Source organism: Bartonella sp. CM120XJJH (assembly GCF_042194715.1).
Taxonomy (GTDB): domain Bacteria; phylum Pseudomonadota; class Alphaproteobacteria; order Rhizobiales; family Rhizobiaceae; genus Bartonella.
Genome location: NZ_JBHINE010000090.1, coordinates 1 through 866, shown reverse-complemented (window position 1 = coordinate 866; position 866 = coordinate 1). Strand labels below are relative to the sequence as shown.

Annotated in this window: 1 protein-coding gene; it reads left to right on the top strand. The window is 46.7% G+C overall.

Going from position 1 to position 866, the window contains the following annotated elements:
- Window positions 1-63 precede the first annotated feature (63 nt).
- A partial coding sequence (locus ACFIKU_RS09920; RefSeq protein WP_375657408.1) for a DUF4815 domain-containing protein occupies window positions 64-866 on the top strand: 803 nt, incomplete at its 3' end.

The window sequence follows — 866 nt, the reverse complement described above, 5'->3', positions numbered from 1 at the left end:
CCATTAATATTCCTTTGCGTGCCGATGTTCGCGAACAATTCAAGATTTTATTGAGGTTTTAAGATGAAGCATGAAAGTGGTCTACCGTTTGCAATTGACAGATCTCGCGGCAAAGAGGAACAACAAAGTGTTGTCTTTTATGGCACGCGTCCCTTTATTCAAAGTGGTGAACTCAATGAAGTTCAAACCATTATAAGGGGACGGCATGACCGCTTGGGGCGTCTTGTGGCACAAGAAGGAGACCGCGTTGAACGGGCTGATGCTTTTGTCAACAAAGAGACACAAACCGTCACTTTAACGGATGGCAAGATTTATATCGCAGGCGATATCTTTCCGGTCTCTGAAGCTGTACTCAACAATGTTTCCATGATTGGACGCTTGGAAATTGGTGTAAAGCTGCAAAAAAAATGGATAACCCATGAGGATGATCCAGAGCTGTTGGGGCAAGTCCCTGGCACCTTAGCAGAAGGAGAGCCTGGCGCCGCACGCGAAACAGCCAAGCTTGTTTGGGCACTGAAAGAGGATGCGCAAAGTGGCACTTTCTTTCCGGTTTATATCTTACAAGATGGTGTTCTGATTGATCAAAAATCCCCCTCATTGCTTGAACCCGCCATGCAAGCCATTGCGACATATGACCGTGCCCATGGGCATTATATCGTGAGTGGCTGCCGTGTGAGCGCATTGGGAGCAAATAACGGCTGCCAAGACTTTAGTATTCAAGAAGGAGAAGCCAATATCAACGGCTTTAAACGCAAGCGCTTAGCCGCCTTGCGCCATGAAGAGATGCAAGATTTTTCGACAAGCGTTGTTCCAAGCGAAACGCATATTTTTGCACCCCCAAAAGGCAAGACAAGTTTCACCTTTAA